We start from the raw sequence: 18,820 nt of genomic DNA on the forward strand, positions 1-18,820 counted from the left end.
TCACGCCTCGGGCCACCGCGCGGCGAACCAGCTCAGGACGATGTTCCAGGAGTAGCCGCGGCGGATGCGCCCGGCCACGTCGGGCGGCAGGGTGTCCAGGCCGCGGTGTTCGAGCAGGACCTCGGTGCCGTCCTCGACCGCGGTGAAGGCCACCTCGATCTCCATCCGGCCGTCCGGGTTGAGCAGGTCGGCCCAGACCACGCGGTGGGGCGGCTCCCAGCGAACGATCCGGCCCATGTCCACGTGCCCGCCGTCGTCCCACAGTTCGCGCAGGTGGCCGTCCTCGAAACGGATGGCCACCGCGCGATCGGGGTCGATCCAGCTGTGGCGGCCGCGTACGTACCACTGGTCGATCTCGTCGGTGAACAGCCGGAAGGCCGTGGCGGGATCGACGGGCACGGTGACGGTCGCCCTGACCGCGTTCACCGCCCGCGCTCCACGTGCTCCTTGAACGCGCCGAGCTGCTCGGCCCAGAACGCCTGCACCTGGTCCAGCCACGCCTGCAAGGCGGTGAACGGCTCCTGGCGCAGGGTGTAGAGCCGCAGCCGGGCGTCGGCGCCCCCGGCCTCGGCGCGCACCAGCCCGCCGGCCCGCAACACGCGCAGGTGCCTGCTGAGCGCGGGGGCGCTCATCTGCACGGCCTGGGCCAGCTCGCCGGCCGGGCGCGGCCCGTCGCGCAGCAGGTCGATCACCTTGCGCCTGGTGGGGTCGGCGAGGGCGGCCAGGGTCGCGTCCAAGTCGTTAACGTTGCTGTTAATTATTGCCCGCTTCCGTTATGGTGTGAGTCCTTAACGCTGAAGGCAATTATTGCGGAGGGTCGTACATGAGTGTCGAGCTGGGTTACTACACCCTGTCCGTACGGGACCTGGAGCGGGCGGCGGCCTTCTACGGGCCGCTGTTCGGCTGGGAGTTCAGGCGTGAGCACGAGACCTACCTGCACGTCACCAACACCGCCGTGCCGATGGGCCTGCGCGCCGGCGGCCCATCCTCGCAGCCGAACCTCTACTACCACGTACAGGACATCGACGCCGCGGTCGAGCAGGCGCGCGAGCTCGGCGGCACGACCGGCGAGGTGTACGAGAGCAAGTCCGGCCGCGGCTGCACCTGCACCGACGACCAGGGCACCGAGATCAGCCTGTGGCAGCCCGCCCCCGGCTTCGACTGACCCCGGTTTCGGCCGATCGCAGCCGTCCGGCTCAGTCGGGGGCCTTGACCGTGGTGATGCCCAACGTACTGGTCATGGGCAGCAGCCCGGCCTTGAAGATCGCGCCCAGCAGCGGCGCGCCGAGCCCGGCCAGCCGGTCCGCGCGTTCCTCGCCGAGCTCCCGCCAGGGCTGGGCGGCCAGCTCGTCGGTCAGGCGTTCCACCTGGTCGCGCAGTGCCCGGCCGCGTTCGGTGGCCTGGCCCTCGGCGTCGACCAGGCCGCGCGCGGCCAGCCGTTCGGCGGCCTCGGCCCACTCCTGGTCGTTCCAGCCGCGTCCGGCGAAGTTCTCCGGCGGCGCGGCGCCGATCGCGGCGAAGGACACCAGCGACTCGCACGGGTCCAGCCCGGCCGTCAGCAGCGCCGCCACGTGCCCGTCGCCACGGTGCTCGCGCAGCACGGTCGCGGCCTGCCACAACACCAGGTGCGGTTCGTCGGGCCAGGGCAGGTCGAGGTTGGCCGCGGTGAACGGCCGCCCCGCGACCTCCACGCTCTCGGCGGCCCGCCGGGCCAACCCGGCCGCCTCGGCGATCTCCGGCCCGCCCGCCCGGTCGCCGAGCAACGCGCGGTACGTACGGTCGACCGCCGTCAGCCGCGCCTCCAGCACCCGCTCGGGCGCGGCGACCTCCCACACGCCCGGCACGTGCTCGCCGACCGTGCGCGGGCTGAAGCTGTAGTACGCGGCGGTCGCCAGACGCGCGCCCGCGCGGCCGAGCGGCGCGGTGCGGTAGGCGAAGTAGCTCGGCCAGCGTGACTCCACGTCGTAGCCGAGGGCCGCGGCCTCGGCGAACGCCTCGGGCGCGAAGTACAGCACGGCGTGCAGCGGCTCAAGCTGGTGCCACATGCGGCGGGAAAGTCTCGACCATGCGCTCACGACGAACACCTCACTGTCTAGATAAGCTTCGGCAGTGACGATAGACGCGTGGCGCATCACTGGTCAATCTCAAATAGACAGTTATGTTGGGAGGTGGGTGGATCTGGCGGTGCTGCTGGTCAACGAACTGGCCGTCACGCGGGCGCGCGGCCGTACCACCGGCGTGCCCGAGGACCGGCGGGCCGCGCTCGACGCCGCCTTCGCCGAACGCGGCTGGACGTCGAGCCGGGCGCTGACCGGTTCCGACGCCGACCGCCTGGCCGGGGTGGCCGCCGAACTGCACCCCGCCTTCACCGCCGGTCCCGACGCGACCGCCGCGCTGAACCAGGCCCTGGTACGGCACGGCGCGGTGCCCAACCTGCACGGCGACCCGCCCGTCCTGGCCTTCCACGGCCCCGGCGCCGACCTGGTGGACGCCTGGGCGGCCGACACCGCCACGGCCCTGGCCATGGTGATCGGGGTCGGCCAGGGAGTACGGCTGCGCTCGTGCGAGGCGGCGGCGTGCGAGCTGGTCTTCTTCGACGTCACCCGCAACACCTCGCGCCGGTTCTGCGGCCTGTCCTGCCAGAACCGCGCCAAGGCCAGCGCCTACCGCGCCCGCCGCCGTGCCTGACCTCCGGGCTCTTCGAACCTGGGGACCGGCCGGGTTCTGTCGGCGGCGGCGGGCAGGATGAGGGCATGGGTTCATGGCAGGAGTTCGAGCAGCAGGCGCCCGAGCTGGCCGCGGCGGCGCGCCGGCTGATGGACCGGCGCAGGCACAAGGTGCTGGCGACGCTGCGCAGGGACGGCTCGCCGCGGGTGAGCGGCGTGGAGACGCAGTTCAAGGACGGGGAGTTGTGGTCGGGCTCGATGCCGGGCGCGGTCAAGGCCCTCGACCTGCGGCGCGATCCGCGCATGGCGATCCACGTGAGCGCCGACGATCCCGACGAGGGCGATCCGTCGTCATGGGAGGGCGACGTGAAGCTGGCCGGGCGGGCGGTGGAGGTCCTCGACCCGGCGGTGCTGGCCGCCTTCGAGCTGCCCGACGGCGGGTCCCACCTGTTCCGGCTGGAGCTGACCGAGGTGGTGCGCACGTGGGTGGAGGGCGACGAGCTGGTCATCGAATCGTGGCGCGAGGGCGTGGGCGTACGCCGGTTCCGCCGTAAGTGATCTACAACGTAAAGGCGTCGGGCCGGCCGGACGCGGGCGGTCAGTGCACGGAGAAACCGCCGTCGACGAAGAGTATCTGACCGGTGACGAACGCGCTCGCCTCCCCGGCCAGGAACACCGCCGCGCCCGCGAAGTCGCCGGGCAGGCCGTTGCGGCCGGTCATGTGGCGGGCGGCGAGCTCCTCGACGCGGCCGGGCACCGCCTGGGCGGGCTCGGTGAGCGGGGTGAGCACGAACCCGGGGATGATCGTGTTGACGCAGACGCCGCGGGCCGACCAGGCCTCGGCCTGGGAGCGGGTGAGGCCGGCGACGGCGGCCTTGGCGGCGCCGTACACGCCGCTGTCGCCGAAGGCGCTGATGGTCTGCTGGGAGCCGATGTTGATGATGCGTCCCCAGCCGCGGGCGGCCATCCTGGGGCCGTGGTGCTGGCCGAGCAGGTAGGGGGCGGTCAGGTGCACGGCGACGGTCTGCTCGTAGTCGCCGGGGGTGAGCTCGGCCATGGGTTTGCGGATGTTGTTGCCGGCGGCGTTGACCAGGATGTCGATCTCTCCGGCGGTGGCGCAGAGGCGGGCCAGGTCGTCGCGGTCGTGCAGGTCGGCGGCGATGCCGGTGACGGTGACGCCGTGGGCGCGCAGCCGGTCGGTGGCCTGTTCGAGCTGGGCGGGCCGGCGGGCCGCGAGCACGACCTCGGCTCCGGCGCGGCCGATCGCCTCGGCCATGGCGAGCCCGATCCCGGAGCTGCCGCCGGTGACGAGCGCGCGCCGGCCGTGGAGGGAGAACAGGTCGCGTAGATAGTCCGGCATGACCGCTCAAGCTAGCACGCGGGCGCGGGGAGTCGGTTGCCGGGACGCTGAAGGAGGGCTAAGCTCGTAGGCTCGACACGCTAAACGTCGACTCCACAAGCATCCCGTTAGGAGTATAGCACGGAATGGCGAATCGTCAAGATGGTCTCGCGGAAGCCCTTGACAACGAGCAGCGCACGGTCCAGCGCCTGTACGCCAGGCTCGACGCGGCAAGGGAACGCGCGCAGGCGGCCCTGCGCCAGGTCTACGCCGTGGGTGGCGCGCTGGGCGGCAGCCGGCAGGCGATGGTCGAGCGCGAGGTGGCGGCCTCGGAGCAGGCGCGGCGGCTGGCCCAGCTCAACGCCGTCGAGCGCGGCCTGTGCTTCGGCCGGATCGACGACTCCGGCGGCGCGAGCACGTACGTCGGCAGGATCGGGCTGCGCGACCAGGACCACGAGTCGGTGCTGATCGACTGGCGGGCCCCGGCGGCGCGCCTGTTCTACGTGGCCACCGCCACCGACCCCGGCGGCCTGGTCCGCCGCCGGCACCTGCACCTGAAGGACCGCGCGGTGGTCGGCATCGACGACGAGGTGTTCGACCTGGAGGGCATGTCCGACGGCGACCGGCGCACGCTGGTGGGGGAGGCGGCGCTGCTGGCCGCGCTGCGGCGGGGCCGTACCGGCCGGATGGCCGACGTGGTGGCCACCATCCAGATCGAGCAGGACCGGGTGATCAGGTCCGGGCTGCAGGGGGCGCTGGTGGTGCAGGGCGGGCCGGGCACCGGCAAGACGGTCGCGGCGCTGCACCGGGCCGCCTACCTGCTCTACACCCACCGCGACACGCTGGAGCGGCGCGGTGTGCTGGTGGTGGGGCCCAATCCGATGTTCCTGCGCTACATCGGGCAGGTGCTGCCGGCGCTGGGGGAGACGCAGGTGGTGATGGCCACGGTGGGTGAGCTGTTCCCGGGCGTGCGGGCGGTGGCCGCCGATCCGCCGGTGGCCGCGGTGGTCAAGGGCGACCTGCGGATGGCCGAGGTGGTGGCCGCCGCGGTGGCCGACCGGCAGCGGGTGCCGGCGGGTGATCTGGAGGTCGAGCTCGACGGCCTGCGGCTGCGGGTGCCGCACGGGGTGTGCGCCCGGCTGCGCGAGCGGGCGCGCTCGGTGCGGCTGCCGCACAACATGGCACGCAAGCTGTACGTGACGGAGCTGCTGAAGGAGCTGGCGCGGGCCGAGGCGCGGGCGCTGGAGGAGTCGCTGCACCTGGAGGAGCTGGCGGTCGACGACCCGGAGCTGGCCGAGCCGCTGGACCTGGAGGGCGACCTGGACGAGGTGGACATCGCGCTGGCGGCCGAGCGGCTGTGGGGGGAGGAGCCGGTACGGCGGGCGGTGTCGGAGTTGTGGCCGGAGCTGACGCCGCAGGAGCTGGTCGCCGGCCTGCTGTCCTCGCCGGAGACGTTGTGGGCGGTGTGCCCGCCGGGCCTCGACTGGACGCCGCTGGTGCGTCCGCGCGAGTCGCCGTGGACGGTGGGCGACGTGCCGCTGCTGGACGAGGCGGCCGAGTTGCTGGGCCGGGACGACTCGGCCGACCGGGTGGCGGCGCGCCGCGCGGGGGAGGAGTGGGCCGAGCAGGAGCTGTACGCCCGTGAGGTGCTGGAGACCACCGGCCTGCTGGAGGGCGGCGTCTTCGAACGGGCCGACGTGCTGGCCGAGCGGCAGGCCGACGACGGCGGGGGCCTGACGACGGCCGAGCGGGCGGCGGCCGACCGCGCGTGGGCGTACGGGCATGTGATCGTGGACGAGGCGCAGGAGTTGTCGCCCATGGCCTGGCGGACGGTCATCAGGCGGGTTCCGGCGCGGTCGCTGACCGTGGTGGGCGATCTGGCCCAGACGGGGTCGGCGGCGGGGGCGCGGTCATGGGGCGAGGTGCTCGACCCGTACCTGGAGGGGCGCTGGCGGGAGGAGCGGTTGCTGGTCAACTACCGTACGCCGGTGGAGATCATGCTGGTGGCGGCCGACGTGCTGGCGGCGGTGGCGCCGTGGCAGGAGCCGCCGGAGTCGGTGCGGGATGGCGGCGACGAGCCGCGCGCGGTGCGGCTGCCGGTCGCGGAGCTGCCGGGGCTGGTCGCGGCGGAGCTGGCCGAGCTGGGCGAGGGCCGGTTGGGGATCATCACGCCCGACGCGCTGCACGCGGGCGTGGCGGCGCTGTTCCCGGGGGCGAAGGACCTGGACGCGCCGGTGGTGGTGCTGACGGTGAACCAGGCCAAGGGGCTGGAGTTCGACGGGGTGGTGGTGGTCGAGCCGGCGGGCATCCTGGAGCAGTCGCCCATGGGCGGCCACGACCTGTACGTGGCGGTGACGCGCGCCACCCGGCGGCTGACGGTGGCGCACGAGGACGATCTTCCGGCGATGTTGTCCCGCTTGAAATCTACAATGTAAAGCCGCTCGGACCGGGAAATTTCCCGGTAATTCACCAAAAAGGCAGCCCCGGCCGGGAGAACACCGGCCGGGTCAGTCGTTGTAGAGCTTGTCGGCGACCTCGCGCATGCGGCGCGTGACGAGGTCGAGGGCGCGCAGGGTCTCGGTGTCGAGGTGGGACATGATGCGCTTGTAGTGTCTGAGGCCGGCGTCGTTGATCTCGGCGATCAGTGTGGCGCCGGCGGGGGTGAGCTCGACCCGGCGCACGCGGCGGTCGCTGGGGTCTTCGTGCCGGCTGACCAGGCCCTGGGCAACCAGGCGGTCGACGATGCCGGTGACGGTGCCGAGGCCGACGCCGAGGGTGTGGGCGAGATCCTGGCCTGAGGCCGAGCCGTTCGTCGAGAGCTGCATGACGACGCGGAGCTGGCGGATGGTGAGGTTGGAGCTGAACAGGGGCGACTGGTGCTGGGTGAACAGTCGTCCCAGGTCGTGTTGTGTGTCGTTGATCCGGCGGATCAGGTCTTCGCGTTCGTCGTTCACGCTCACCTCTCGCTTCCTGAGAAGGTTATCAGGAAAGTCGCATCACGCTAAATATTCGTGCAAGGCAAAGTGTTAGTCTGGGGCGAACTTTGGAGGGGAGCCTATGACCGCTTTCGCCCGGTTGAGTCTGGTCAACCGCAGTCTTGTGATCATGATCGCGGTGGTGATCACGGCGTTCGGCGCGTTCACGATCCCGCAGTTGAAGCAGCAACTTCTGCCGTCCTTGGCGTTTCCGGGCGCGTTCGTCATCGCGCCCTTCCCCGGCGCCTCGCCGGAGATCGTCGAAGACCAGGTGACGAAGCCGATCGAGGACTCCTTCCAGGGGATTCCCGGCATGGAGCAGATGACCTCCACGTCGAAGGAGGGCATGGCCCAGATCCAGGTGGCCTTCGAGTACGGCACCGACATCGAGGCCTCGCTGAACAAGATGCAGCAGGCCGTCGGCCGGATCGCGCTCCCGCAGGGTGTCGATCCGCAGGTGGTGGCGGGCAACACCGACGACATCCCGGTGCTGGTGCTGGCGGTGGGCGACGGCGGCGACGAGCGGGCGATGGCCGACAAGCTGCGCCGGATCATGGTGCCGGAGTTGCAGAGCGTGGAGGGGGTGCGCGAGGCCACGGTCACCGGCACCCGCGACGAGGTCGTCACGATCGAGCCGGACGTCAAGAAGATGGCGCTGGCCGGGGTGTCGGCGGCGCAGATCCCCGAGGTACTCAAGGCCAACGGCACGCCGATCCCGGCGGGGTCGCTGACCGCCGACGGCAGGTCGCTGACCGTCCAGGTGGGGGCGCGGGTCGACTCGCTGGAGAAGCTGAAGAACCTCTACCTGACCCCCGTCCAGCCGCAGGCGGCCCAGCCCTCGCAGCCTCAGCAGCCCTCCCAGCCTCAGGGCCGCCCGCAGGCCGGTCAGCCGGCTCAGACGGGCCGGACGGCCGTGCCGCAGCAGGCGGTCAGGCCCAAGCCGCTCAAGCCGGTCAAGCTCGGTGACGTGGCCGAGATCAAGCGCGGGCTGGCCGACGCCTCGACGATCACCCGTACCGACGGCAAGACGAGCCTCGGCCTGTCGGTGACGATGACGCCCGACGGCAACGCGGTGACGATCTCCCACGAGATCCGCGAGAAGCTGCCGGAGCTGACGCGGTCGCTGGGCGACTCCTCCGACACGCAGGTGTCGGTGGTGTTCGACCAGGCGCCGTACGTGGAGGAGTCGATCGAGAACCTGACCACCGAGGGCCTGCTGGGTCTGGCGTTCGCGGTGCTGGTCATCCTGGTGTTCCTGCTGTCGGTGCGTTCGACGCTGGTGACGGCGGTGTCGATCCCGCTGTCGGTGGTGATCGCGCTGATCGTGTTGTGGGCGGGCGACTACTCGCTCAACATGCTGACGCTGGGCGCGCTGACGATCGCGGTGGGCCGGGTGGTCGACGACTCGATCGTGGTGCTGGAGAACATCAAGCGCCATCTCGGTTACGGCGAGGCCAAGTTGCAGGCGATCCTCACGGCGGTGCGTGAGGTGTCGGGGGCGGTGACGGCCTCGACGCTGACGACGGTGGCGGTGTTCGCGCCGATCGCGATCGTGGGCGGCATGGTGGGCGAGCTGTTCCGGCCGTTCGCGGTGACGGTGGCGGTGGCGTTGCTGGCCTCGCTGGTGGTGTCGCTGACGGTGGTGCCGGTGCTGGCGTACTGGTTCCTCAAGGCTCCGGCGTTGTCGCCGGAGGAGGCGCGGGCCCAGCGTGAGGCGGCCGAGGCCAAGGAGCTGCGTAGTCCGTTGCAGCGGGCGTACCTGCCGGTACTGCGGTTCGCCACGCGGTTCAAGCTGGTGACGGTGCTGATCGGCGTGGCGGTGTTCATCGGGACGATGGGCCTGGCCGGCGGGCTGCGGACGAACTTCCTGGACTCCTCCGGCCAGAACACGATCTCGCTGACGCAGAAGATGCCGGTGGGCACCGACCTGGCCACGACGGACAAGGCCGCCGCGAAGGTGGAGGGCGTGTTGTCGGGTGTGTCGGGGGTGGAGACGTACCAGGTGAACGTGGGTGGCGGCAACGCCATGCAGGGTGGCCTGGGCGGCGGCGCGGACCGGGCGTCGTTCTCGGTGACGGTCAAGGACGGCGCCGACCCGGCGAAGGTGGAGCAGCAGCTCCGGGAGAAGATCACGGGTCTGTCCGGGGTCGGTGAGGTGACCGTGGGCGGCTCGGGCGGCGGCGGGTTCTCCTCCGACACCGTCAGTGTGATCGTCCAGGCGCCCGACGCCGAGACGCTGCGTACGGCGACCGACTCGGTCAAGAGCGCGATGGGCGGGGTGAAGGGCCTGCGGGACCTGTCGTCCAACCTGGAGGCCAGCGCTCCGCGCATCGAGGTCGCGGTGGACCGGGAGAAGGCGGCGGCCAAGGGGCTGTCGGAGGCGCAGGTGGGTCAGGCGGTGGCGCAGGCCTTCCGCGGCGCGCCGCTGGGCCAGATCACCCTCGACGGGCGCAGCAGCGACCTGGTGCTGCGCGGTGCCGATGCTCCCGAGGACATCAAGGCGATCGAGAACCTGAAGTTGCCGACCGCGGCGGGGCTGGTGAAGTTGTCGTCGGTGGCCGAGGTGGAGCAGGTGGCCGGTCCGACGCAGGTGACCAGGATCGACGGTGAGCGTTCGGCCACGGTGTCGGGCAAGGTCGAGGCGGCTGACCTGGGCACTGTGACGCAGGAGCTGACGACGAAGATGGAGTCGGTGACGCTGGCCTCGGGTGCCCGCTACGAGATCGGCGGAGCCTCGGCCGACCAGGCTGACGCGTTCTCCGACCTGGGCATCGCGATGCTGGCGGCGATCGCGATCGTGTTCATGATCATGGTGGCGACGTTCCGGAGTTTCGTGCAGCCGCTGATCCTGCTGGTGTCGATCCCGTTCGCGGCGACCGGCGCGGTGGGGCTGCTGGTGGCGACCGACACCGCGATGGGCGTGCCGGCGCTGATCGGCATGCTGATGTTGATCGGCATCGTGGTGACGAACGCGATCGTACTGATCGACCTGATCAACCAGTACCGGGAGCAGGGGCTGGGGGTGGTCGAGGCGGTGATCGAGGGCGGCCGGCGCAGGTTGCGGCCGATCCTGATGACGGCGGTGGCCACGATCTGCGCGCTGACGCCGATGGCGCTGGGGGTGACCGGATCGGGCGGGTTCATCTCGCAGCCGCTGGCGATCGTGGTGATCGGCGGTCTGGTGACCTCGACGCTGCTGACGCTGGTGCTGGTTCCCACGTTGTACACGGTGGTGGAGCGGACGAAGGAGCGGATGCGGCGCAAGCCGTCGGCTCCCAAGCACGAGGCGAAGGTGCTCACGCCGACGCCGTGAACATGACTCCCCGGCGCCGACCTCATGCGGCGCCGGGGACAGTTCGGTCAACCCGGCATCCGGGCCGGGAGACGTCCGGCAGAAGGCCTCCAGCGGACAATCCTGGAGGCCTTCTCCTGCATCGAATCGGGGATGGCCAAGGCGATCCTCGTCTGGAAGTACTCGCGTTCCGGCCGGAACCGGACCGGCGATCAGCTCAACCTCGCCAGGGTGGAACCGCCGGTGGCGAGCTGGTGCCGGCGACCGAAGAGGTGGACGCCAGCACAGCGGTTGGGAAACTGACCCGCGGCATGCTGATGGAGCTGTCCGCGTTCGAGAGCGATCGATCCGGTGAGCAGTGGGCCGAGGCTTACCACAACCGCCTCGCCCGTGGCCTGCCACCGTCCGGCGCTCAGTACTTCGGGTACGTGCGCCGAGGCCGGCAGCCTCATCCGCTGGATCCGAAGCGCACGCTGCGAGACCCCTCCGATGGCGAAGAACGCTACGAGCCGGACATCGACTCCGGCGCAGCAAAGGCGCTAGCCGACTGCTACGAGACCTACGTGGCCGATCAGAATTTCGCTCACCTGGCCCGCGGACTCAACCGGGATGGGTACACCACCGAGGGCGGTCTGCAGTGGAGTGCCGAGACCCTTCGCCAGGTCATGGATCAGGGGTTCGCTGCGGGTCTGCTCCGAATCCACGATCCTGAGTGCAGGTGCCGCAGAGCGGCCCGATGCCAGCGGAAGGTGTTCCGGCCTGGGGCGCACCAACCGCTCATCAGGCCTGGGCTGTGGGACCGGTACGTCAAGCCGAGGGACGCGAAAGTCACGCGCCCCTCGCGCTCGGTGCATGAGTTCACCGGCTTCATCGGCTGCTGGCACTGCGGCGGCGGCATGCATCTGATTCAGCAGGATGCCTCCTTCATCTGCGGCTCGCGGGCTCGTAATGACCTCGTTCTGTGCGGGTCACGGCACGTGTCCCTCAAGGCCGTGCAAACCGCCCTGCTCGAAGTCCTCGCCGCCTGGGCACCCGAGATCGAAGCCCGCGCGGCCACGGCTGCCATAAAGCCGGAGCCGTCCAGGGAGGATCAGGTCCATCAAGGGCTAGCGAGAGAGCTCCTGCTATCCCTGCGGATGAGCAGCGGAGAGTACGTCAGCGTCGGCTTCATCGAGGGCACCGCCGTACTGTCCGGGGCCATCGGCGGCAGCATGGAGAGCTGGCTGGACTAAGCGATCTTGACTTCCCCTCCCGTCGGCACGGTCTTCCCGTACCAGGACGGCGTGCTTCTCGTGCCCGCTGTACTCCCGATCCACATTCCCGCCGCCGCGCTCGGCCTGACCGTGGCCGAGTGGCTCAACCTCCAGCCCTCACGAAACGAGGTGATCCCGTGAAGAAGATCTCGCCTGCCTCCTGGAACGCGATCACACCGTCCGGCCTCTACGCCACCTGCCTGCCGCGAACGGGCCCGGTCTCAACTCCGGTCACTACGCGGTGCTCGGCCTGGTCGGCAGTTCCGGGTTCACGAAGCCGAACAACGCCCTGCTGCACGCCCTGCGGGACGCGATCGAATACCTGCGCGAGGAGGGCGGCGCCGGAAACGAGATCAAGGGTCACCGTGACGGCTACTCCCCTCGTGCCCCGGCGAGGAGCTGTATGCGTGGGCGAAGCGGGGCGCTCCCCGGCCGGACGGGCCGCTGGAGAAGTCCATCAATATCAAGCATGAGGACGGCATCCCGCTCTGGCCAGGTCGCGTGATCAAGTTGGCGGACCCGTACATGCAGGGCAACGACGTCAAGACCTGGCAGTACCAGCTGAAGAAGCGCGGCTGGAAGATCGGCGTGGACGGCATCTACGGCCCGATGTCGAAGGCAGTGTGCGCCAGCTACCAGGACAAGGTCGGCGCCGAGTCGACTGGCGTCATCGAAGAGACGACCTGGGGTCTCACCTGGTCGTTGGAAACCGCCCGCCGAGTGACCGGCGTGCTGGAGCTCATCCCGCTGAGTCTTGGACAGGCGCGCGCACGTCAGCCTGCAGGGTTGTTGACCTTGATATTGGATGCATCGAAGTCCGTGCGCGTACCTGGTTCGAGGCGGCCTCGACGAAGGCTAGGAGCGCGCGCTGTGATCGCTCTGCCTGCTGATCTCTCGCGGCTTCATCCACGGCACGGTGGATGGCAGTGGTGGCCTCCAACGCCTCCGAGGCCAGCCGATTGAGCTCAGCGTCCGGGTTGAGCAGTCGGAGCCTGAACAACGCCGCCTTGGCGTTCGTGCGCTCGTTGAGTGACTCAGTTCGAGCGTTGATGTACGGCGCCCCGCTCGGGTTTTCGCGCTTGCGATACCAGCGAGCGTTCTGGCTGGATCGGTACGAGGTGATGGCGCCGGCGAACGCACTGTAGGCGGCGAGCTGTTCTTGCCAGAGCCGCTCATCGCGGGCTTCTAATCGCGCCTGCCTTGCGGCGCGTCCTTGGAAAAGGTAGGTGGCGGCAGCGCCGAGCAGTGTTCCGGCGATGGCGATGAGGCTCGTGATCGCAGTCTGCACCCCGTCAGTTGAGCATGCTCTGAGTGATCCTGGGAGAGGTCTTCTGAGTGGCCTCTCAGACCGTCGATCGAATCGCGTGCCCGAGGCGCTCCTTCCCCGCCGCGCCCTTGCGCCCGGCATCAGAGGCCCTGCTGAACGAAGCACTATCATCTAGTCCCACTTGGCCTTCAGCTACGTCATGGACAGGTACCGCCCCCAGACCAGATGGCTTGCGGCTTGGTGACCCAGCTTCACCTGCCGCGCCAAGTCCTGCTCAGCCGCGGCCCTGGCCGCGGTATGCACGATGTCGACCGCCCGCTTCGAGGCGCAGTGTTGCATGGTGCGTCTCCCGTGCGATCCCAGCGCAAACCCGCGTTGCGGGCGAGGTGGGCCCTGAGCTAGGACGCGTCAAGGGTCCGCTGTGCACAAGCGTGTGGTCTGTGTGACCTATGGGTGGAATGTGTGATCCTGGAGCGCGTCAGCGACATCCGACACGCGCTCGATCACCGGCCCGACGGCAGGCCATGGATTCACACCACAGGGCACAGTGGCTTGCCGGCTGGATCCGGCATCGCTTGTCGGCATGGATCACCCTGAAGGGCGGCACGCCGCTCCGTGGCCGATGCAACAACGAGCGGCCGAGCACGCGGAGTTGCGGGCCGATGGATACAGCGACAGGTGGTCACGTTGACCGGCTGGGCAGGCCCCGGCAAGGGCGCGGCAGAACGAGGGCACGATTATGATCTACATTGTAAAGGTGGTGAGTTAGTTTTCGATCAATAATTCAAGCTGCAACAACCACATCGACGACCAGGGTCCGCTGTTCGTGGATCAGCTCCGCGAGTGGCGGCTTCAGGATGGGGGCGTCCCTTGCGGCGCGCGCTCAGGCAGCATGTGGCTGGCTGCGCCGCGCGCCCCTACTCCCTCTAGGGAGATCGCCGGAGCGCAACCTGCTCCCTTGCCACGGCAGATCGCGGACTTTGCCCCCTTCTGGTCTGTCCCTGTGTTTCTGGCCGGGGACGCGCCGCCCTAGGCGGCGGCCGCTTCATGCGCCGGCAGCAAGAGCTTGCGTGGACGCCTGTGCGGCATGCGGCAACTCGCTCACCGGACCGGTGGTCACTGATCGGCGAACGAGGACATGTCGCACAGATGCGCCTGCACGCCTGCAGTATCACACGCGACGTAGGCGTCGGCCTGCGAGCCGACGCGCAGTACACGGCGGTTCCCCTGAACTCCTCGGCGACATGCCGGTCACTCGCGTGGCATCCACCATGATTACGAGTCCACTGCCTGGACGGCGACACAGCGCAATGCCCCTGACCATTGGCCCGACACGGGCCGAAAATGGTCGAGATCAACGCGAATGCCGTGCCCGGAGATTTCAGGGCACGGCAAGCGGCGTCAGCGGATCAGGCCCGGTCGACTCAGGCGGGCGGCGTGATGTCGACGAAGGGGCTGCAGTTGGCAGGCCAGGGCCGCGTCGTCATGGTGCCCGGAGGCGGGAAGACGGTGCACGTGCTCTGCGCTATGCGGGAGTGTGCGTTGAGGACGGTGACGTGCACTGTCGTCCCCTCGTCGGGCGCGGCCAGAGTGATGTCGACCAGGCGGCCGAAGTTCCTGGGCAGCCGCGAGGACAGGTCGTGCCATCGTGGCGTCGTCCGCGGGTCCCTGATCAGTACCTTGTGCTCCCGAATGACCCCTACGAACTTGGTCGGCAGCCTCTCCTCGTCCTCTGGGTCCCCCTGGAAGGCCGAGTCGATCGCGACAGCGTTGTCGTCGTCCGTCCCGATGGGGAAGGAGCGATTGTTCGCGTTCGCGACCTTGGCATCCGCGAGGCCGTGAACGCTGACGACCGATGTCGTGTGAACGTCGGCAAAGGCTGACGCTGGAATTGAAAGAGCCGTGAGTGCGCTGGTTGCCGTTGCGGCTAGAGCAAACGCCAGCGTACCTATGATGCCGAGTGGGTGCGAAGCGCGCCCGCTCTGGTGTTGAGCCACGTGTTTCCCCTGAAGATGCCAGATTCGAACGAAAGGGGCCAATAGCTGGCCCCTAAATGGTTACAAAATTGAGGTACCCCTTCGATGAAGCGATAAAGCGTGCGAATTTTCTGTAGAAGGTAAGGAGTATCGAAAGACAAATAAAAAGTAGCTATTTCAGCTATTTAGCAGCAAATAGGGCTGGGCGTGCATAATTGGGCAAAGTGGTCCCGGGTGAGGCGAGTGGGCTCCGGGCTTGCATGTACTGGTCCGCGTACGCGACCGGCCCGACCCGGGCGGCGCGTCCTGCCGTCTGTGCACCAGCGCCCGACACGGGCCAGCCAAGCAAGGGGTCCGGCAGGTCGCCGCCGCCTACTCGGCAGGACGGATTCGCCCCGGGGGCGGCATCTTCGCGATCCGCGCGAACCGGGCCGACCGCATGCCGCTTCCTCACAGAGCGCCCGGAGGACACGGATAAGACCTGCCCGCCCTCGCTCATACACGCATCCGCATCCGGCCGACCCCGCACCGTCCCCGACCGCCTCACCCCTCGTTCACGCCCTCGGAAGGAGAACCACGTGTCCGACTCCATGCCACCTGACGGCCGCCACCGCGTCGCAAGCGCCCCCGGAGGAGCCTCACCTTCCGTTCTAGCGGTTGTCGCAACACTCCAGCCTGGGGGTGCGATGGAAGAGTTCGAGATCCGCAAGATCCGAACGCCACAGGGCCGCAAGAAGCTCACGCGTGAGCGAGAGGCATACTTCCGCCTTATGGATCAAGGCTTCAGCAGCATGGAAGCGTGCCGGATCGTCGGGATCAACTACCGCACCGGGAAGCGGTGGCGGAATGGCTCGGTACCGAACAAGGCAAAGAAGAAGGGGGCCCCGCCGGTCAGACGACCGGCGGGCCCCCTTCTGGCGTGTCCCGCTATCTGCGGGAAGACGAACGCATCCATATCGCCGACCGGGTGCGGGAGAAGGTTTCGATCCGCGAGATCGCCCGCGAACTGGGTCGTGCGCCCTCCACCATCAGCCGGGAGATCCGCCGTAACCGGCACCCTGCCCGGCCAGTATCGGCCGCACGCGGCCCAGGCTCGAGCCGACGCGCGCCAGCCCCACCCCAAGCCCAGCAAGATCGGGCAGAACCCGGAGTTACGGGCATACGTCCAGGACCACCTGCACAAGCGCTGGAGCCCAGAGCAGATCGTCCAGAGCCTGCGCAGGACCTTCCCCGAGCGGCCGGAGATGCACGTGTGCCACGAGACCATCTACCAGGCGCTCTACGTCCAAGGCCGCGGCGAACTGCGCCGCGAGCTGACCAAGGCACTGCGCACCGGTCGCGCGATGCGCAAGCCGCGTCGACAGGCTCAGCAGCGCCAGCCCCGCTACAGCGCGCCCATGGTCATGATCAGTGAGCGGCCCGCCGAGGTGGACGGTCGCGCCGTTCCCGGACATTGGGAAGGCGACCTCATCATCGGCAAGAACCAGTTGTCCGCCATCGGCACCCTGGTCGAGCGCACCACTCGCTACGTCATGCTCGTTCATCTGCCGCTCGACCACAGTGCGATCAGCATGCGCGATGCCCTGCTGGACACTATCGCGACGCTGCCAGCGCATCTCCGGCGCTCCCTGACCTGGGATCAGGGCAGCGAGATGGGCCGCCACCACGAGTTCTCCGTCGCCGCCGACATGCCCGTCTACTTCTGCAACCCGGCCAGCCCGTGGCAGCGTGGCTCCAACGAGAACGCCAACGGCCTGCTACGCCAGTACTTCCCCAAGGGCACCGACTTGTCCATCCACACTCGCGACCAGCTCGACGCCGTTGCCGCCGAATTGAACTCCCGACCTCGCAAGACGCTCGACTGGGACACCCCGGCCCAACGCCTCGCGGAACTCCTGGGAACCTGCGCCTGACCGACCTGGGAGGAGCGGTGTGATTGGGTCGGTGACGAGCGGCAGCGCTTGCTGGTCGGTTGCGACAGCGCACAGCTTCCTGCGCGCGCCAGAAAAGTTGGTGAGAAATGGCAGCGCCCGTCCTCGCCTCGGAGATCTCGGCGGGCAACCAACGTGTTGTCATGATTTTCTGGGAGGGTGCCGAACATGCGAATCGTCGTCCTTGTGATGCTTGTCGCGCCGGGTCTGTCTATGCTTCTCCTGCTGGCCGGTCGTCTTGAACTCGCTGGAATGCTGACTGGCCTGGCGGCAGGGTTCCTTCTCCGCAGCGAACCCGCGCGGGCGGCTTTGGCCACGCTGTGCGGCAGCCTGTCGGCGGTCCTGATCGGCCAGGTCTTAGGCGACGGCGTCGACGGGCCTGACTTCGCCGACCAGATGGCGGGCTGGCCAGGCTGGCCCATCGGTGCCGTGCTCGCTTACCTGATCGCGGCCAAGGGCCTGCCCCCCACGAGCGCCAGAGGAACCAGCTCTGCCGTGCTGCCCGCCGCTGTCGCCGCACTGACCGCCGGGGCGCTCGGGTGCGGGCAACTCGTCGCGGCCAAGGTCCTGCAGATGACGCGGTGGGAGGACTACCACGAGTACGACGGACCGGGCTGGTATCGCGACCTCACCAGCGCCATCTTGTACCCCGCGGCCTCGGTCGTGATCGCCTCGGTGATCGCCAGCAGGATGACAGCGGGGCGAGAAAGGTTCCTCGTCGTACCACTGGCCGCATGGTTGGGCTGTGCCCTGACAGCGGGACCCGTGCAGTACGTCCAAGCCCTCGGCGTGTCCGGCGAGCCCGCGCTGGTCGCCTTGTTGGCCTCGCTCGCCGGCGGCGGTATCGGTGCCGCCGCGGCGGCCGCCGCGCTCCGCCATGGCGGAGCGCGGCTCGGATTGGTCTCCTTCATCCTGGCATTCACAGTCGGCAAGGTGACGGCGGCTTGGCTGGAGATCAGTGACGTCACCTGGGCTTGGCTGGAGCTCCTTTTCGCGCTGTTGGCATTGATCACTCCCCTGGTCCTGATCGCCTGGGTGTCGGCGAGGACGGCATCGCGGGACGCCAGCCTGGGATCAGGCGTCATCGCGGGCGTAGCCGGACCGCTGCTGATCTGGTCGGTCTACCTGACAGTCGGGCCCAGGTTCTACGATCACGCCTCGCAGAGCAACCCGTACTGGCTGGCCTGGGCAACCGTGCCCGTGGCGCTGGTCACTGCGCTGGGCGCGGCCAGTCTGGTCACGAGCGTCCATGGGACGCGGGAGTCTGTCAGACCTGACGCAGTCGAGTCCTGATGTGACGCGGAAACCCAGGCCTTCGCTAGGCTGATTGCCGCCAGCGACAAATCACTGTGTTGCGACGACCCCTAGAAAGCGTCCACCAGCCACGGGGCGCTCATCCGCGCGCTCGCGGTGATCGCTGCCCAGTGCGACCTCGTCCTTGTCGTCGTCAACCGGCCTGCCGAGCAGGACGCCCGCGACCGGTGGGGCAGCCACGGTCTGTGGTGGCACGTCGTCAAGAACCTGGTCGCCGGCCTGCGGCCGGTCGCGATCGTCGTCGTCGACACGGCGTTTATGTACGCCACCGGCGTCAACCGGGCCACCGGCTCGCACCCCAACGAGGAAACCGTCCTCGCGCGACTGACCGACCGCTACGGCCAGGGCCACCAGCTGAACGTCGGCCAGTCCGCGGCCCTCGTCCGCGCCGCGAATTCGCCACGCCAGACGAACTTGATCGCGGTAATGGTGGGCGCAGAGCCAGTTCATCCCACCGGGCCACCGGGCCAAGGCATGAGTTCGCCGTTGCTTGCAGCAAGACAAGCCAGGCCGTGAGCTGCGGGCTCTCCGCCTGGCGCGGGACCTCACCATTGCTCAAGCCGCCCGGACGTCAGGGTGCGCGAGCGGCGAGGTCTTTCGGGTCGAGAATGGCCTGACCTTGGGCAGGCCCAGGTTCCCGGGCTGGCCAAGATGTTCTTCCATGTCTGTGAGTGACAGGCAGGAAACGCCCGACGCCCAAGCGGGGCACCATGCCGGGGCGCGCAGCAGATCAGGCCGTTCGGGCTCCTGGCGCCTTCGAGGCGGGATCCGCTTCGAAGGCGCCTCCAGCGGATCCGAGGGTTGAGT

17 protein-coding genes and 2 pseudogenes are annotated in these 18,820 nt (G+C 69.1%); 12 read left to right on the plus strand and 7 right to left on the minus strand.

The features are described from left to right. Both IEZ27_RS02315 and IEZ27_RS02320 read right to left on the minus strand, forming a co-directional pair. Positions 1 to 426, minus strand: a complete 426-nt coding sequence (locus tag IEZ27_RS02315; RefSeq protein WP_185844845.1) for an SRPBCC domain-containing protein — start codon at positions 424 to 426, stop codon at positions 1 to 3. Then, on the minus strand, positions 423 to 737 hold the full coding sequence (locus IEZ27_RS02320; protein WP_229823102.1) for an ArsR/SmtB family transcription factor: 315 nt from the start codon (positions 735 to 737) through the stop codon (positions 423 to 425). The genes IEZ27_RS02315 and IEZ27_RS02320 overlap by 4 nt, the downstream gene beginning before the upstream one ends. An 86-nt stretch (positions 738 to 823) precedes the next feature. On the opposite strand from IEZ27_RS02320, the gene IEZ27_RS02325 reads away from it, so the two are divergent. Beyond that, the gene (locus IEZ27_RS02325) at positions 824 to 1,165 is read left to right on the plus strand and encodes a VOC family protein (protein ID WP_189645636.1); all 342 of its coding nucleotides are present in this window, start codon (positions 824 to 826) and stop codon (positions 1,163 to 1,165) included. Between the two features lie 31 nt (positions 1,166 to 1,196). Here the strand turns inward: IEZ27_RS02325 and IEZ27_RS02330 are convergent, their stop codons facing one another. Then, the gene (locus IEZ27_RS02330) at positions 1,197 to 2,045 is read right to left on the minus strand and encodes an SCO6745 family protein (RefSeq protein WP_407672805.1); all 849 of its coding nucleotides are present in this window, start codon (positions 2,043 to 2,045) and stop codon (positions 1,197 to 1,199) included. A 127-nt stretch (positions 2,046 to 2,172) separates the two neighbouring features. Between IEZ27_RS02330 and IEZ27_RS02335 the strand changes: the two genes are divergently transcribed. Then, a complete protein-coding gene (locus IEZ27_RS02335) occupies positions 2,173 to 2,688 on the plus strand; it encodes a CGNR zinc finger domain-containing protein (protein ID WP_189645638.1) in 516 nt (171 codons plus the stop codon). 65 nt (positions 2,689 to 2,753) lie between these two features. Beyond that, positions 2,754 to 3,224 (plus strand): pyridoxamine 5'-phosphate oxidase family protein, encoded by a 471-nt coding sequence (locus IEZ27_RS02340; RefSeq protein WP_189645639.1) that lies wholly within the window; start codon positions 2,754 to 2,756, stop codon positions 3,222 to 3,224. 40 nt (positions 3,225 to 3,264) lie between these two features. Here IEZ27_RS02340 and IEZ27_RS02345 read toward each other — a convergent pair whose 3' ends face one another. Further along, positions 3,265 to 4,026: an SDR family NAD(P)-dependent oxidoreductase gene (locus tag IEZ27_RS02345; RefSeq protein WP_189645640.1), complete on the minus strand. Its 762-nt coding sequence runs from the start codon at positions 4,024 to 4,026 to the stop codon at positions 3,265 to 3,267. 125 nt (positions 4,027 to 4,151) lie between these two features. On the opposite strand from IEZ27_RS02345, the gene IEZ27_RS02350 reads away from it, so the two are divergent. Next, positions 4,152 to 6,440 carry a HelD family protein gene (locus tag IEZ27_RS02350; protein ID WP_189645641.1) on the plus strand — a complete coding sequence of 763 codons (2,289 nt, stop codon included), beginning with the start codon at positions 4,152 to 4,154 and terminating at the stop codon, positions 6,438 to 6,440. A 72-nt stretch (positions 6,441 to 6,512) separates the two neighbouring features. Here the strand turns inward: IEZ27_RS02350 and IEZ27_RS02355 are convergent, their stop codons facing one another. Beyond that, entirely contained in the window at positions 6,513 to 6,965 is a 453-nt protein-coding gene (locus tag IEZ27_RS02355) for a MarR family winged helix-turn-helix transcriptional regulator (protein WP_229823104.1), read from the minus strand. A gap of 97 nt (positions 6,966 to 7,062) precedes the next feature. Here IEZ27_RS02355 and IEZ27_RS02360 point away from each other — a divergent pair, with 97 nt between their 5' ends. The 4 genes and pseudogenes from IEZ27_RS02360 to IEZ27_RS55420 form a co-directional block, all read left to right on the plus strand. Beyond that, positions 7,063 to 10,293, plus strand: coding sequence for an efflux RND transporter permease subunit (locus IEZ27_RS02360; protein WP_189645642.1), 3,231 nt, complete (start codon positions 7,063 to 7,065; stop codon positions 10,291 to 10,293). A 233-nt stretch (positions 10,294 to 10,526) separates the two neighbouring features. Then, positions 10,527 to 11,504 (plus strand): recombinase family protein, encoded by a 978-nt coding sequence (locus IEZ27_RS02365; RefSeq protein WP_189645643.1) that lies wholly within the window; start codon positions 10,527 to 10,529, stop codon positions 11,502 to 11,504. A 6-nt stretch (positions 11,505 to 11,510) separates the two neighbouring features. Beyond that, the gene (locus IEZ27_RS02370; protein ID WP_189645644.1) at positions 11,511 to 11,666 is read left to right on the plus strand and encodes a hypothetical protein; all 156 of its coding nucleotides are present in this window, start codon (positions 11,511 to 11,513) and stop codon (positions 11,664 to 11,666) included. Between the two features lie 384 nt (positions 11,667 to 12,050). After that, positions 12,051 to 12,200 (plus strand): annotated as a pseudogene (locus IEZ27_RS55420) (peptidoglycan-binding domain-containing protein); the annotation flags it as partial. Positions 12,201 to 12,264: 64 nt separating this feature from the next. Here IEZ27_RS55420 and IEZ27_RS53560 read toward each other — a convergent pair. Both IEZ27_RS53560 and IEZ27_RS02380 read right to left on the minus strand, forming a co-directional pair. Beyond that, entirely contained in the window at positions 12,265 to 12,813 is a 549-nt protein-coding gene (locus IEZ27_RS53560) for a hypothetical protein (protein WP_229823109.1), read from the minus strand. 1,403 nt (positions 12,814 to 14,216) lie between these two features. Continuing rightward, complete coding sequence (locus IEZ27_RS02380) at positions 14,217 to 14,789, minus strand: hypothetical protein (RefSeq protein WP_189645645.1); 573 nt, start codon at positions 14,787 to 14,789, stop codon at positions 14,217 to 14,219. A 665-nt stretch (positions 14,790 to 15,454) separates the two neighbouring features. Between IEZ27_RS02380 and IEZ27_RS02385 the strand changes: the two are divergent. The 4 genes and pseudogenes from IEZ27_RS02385 (at position 15,455) to IEZ27_RS55425 (ending at position 18,818) form a co-directional block, all read left to right on the plus strand. Next, positions 15,455 to 16,681, plus strand: a pseudogene (locus IEZ27_RS02385) (IS30 family transposase). A 186-nt stretch (positions 16,682 to 16,867) separates the two neighbouring features. Further along, positions 16,868 to 17,992, plus strand: a complete 1,125-nt coding sequence (locus IEZ27_RS02390; RefSeq protein WP_189645646.1) for a hypothetical protein — start codon at positions 16,868 to 16,870, stop codon at positions 17,990 to 17,992. Between the two features lie 117 nt (positions 17,993 to 18,109). Beyond that, positions 18,110 to 18,529: a hypothetical protein gene (locus IEZ27_RS02395; protein ID WP_189645647.1), complete on the plus strand. Its 420-nt coding sequence runs from the start codon at positions 18,110 to 18,112 to the stop codon at positions 18,527 to 18,529. Then, on the plus strand, positions 18,504 to 18,818 hold the full coding sequence (locus tag IEZ27_RS55425) for a helix-turn-helix domain-containing protein (protein WP_379478540.1): 315 nt from the start codon (positions 18,504 to 18,506) through the stop codon (positions 18,816 to 18,818). The genes IEZ27_RS02395 and IEZ27_RS55425 overlap by 26 nt, the downstream gene beginning before the upstream one ends. The last annotated feature ends 2 nt before the right edge of the window (positions 18,819 to 18,820 follow it).

Origin of the sequence: Nonomuraea spiralis (assembly GCF_014648435.1) — a bacterium.
GTDB lineage: Bacteria > Actinomycetota > Actinomycetes > Streptosporangiales > Streptosporangiaceae > Nonomuraea > Nonomuraea spiralis.